Annotated in this window: 1 protein-coding gene; it reads right to left on the bottom strand. The window is 47.0% G+C overall.

Annotated elements, in window-relative coordinates; translation table 11 throughout:
- The coding region (locus FKR84_RS13465; protein WP_233357786.1) for a hypothetical protein at nt 1–281 on the bottom strand (281 nt) is incomplete at both ends.

Raw genomic sequence — 281 nt, 5'->3', positions numbered from 1 at the left:
GTTGGTGATGGCAATGGGTTTACTACCAAAGTTAGGGTAGTAAGTGCACTGCAGCCGTTTGAGTCGGTTACTTCTACCGTGATGGTCTGCTCGTTTTCTGTATTGGTAAAGGCACTTGGATCGTTGATTAAAGTGGTGTCGTTCAATAGAGTCGGATCGTCTGTGGCATACCAGGTAAGGGTCCAAGAGCTATTGCCGTCTACAATCTCTGCTTCTTTTACCGTTAAATCGAAAATGTTCAGCTCATCGGTATCGCTGCCACTAGCCGTATCGTCACAGGC

It is taken from the genome of Haloflavibacter putidus (genome assembly GCF_006546625.1).
Taxonomy (GTDB): domain Bacteria; phylum Bacteroidota; class Bacteroidia; order Flavobacteriales; family Flavobacteriaceae; genus Mesonia; species Mesonia putida.
Note: the sequence above shows the minus strand (reverse complement) of the source record. Positions and strands in the feature narration are given on the sequence as shown.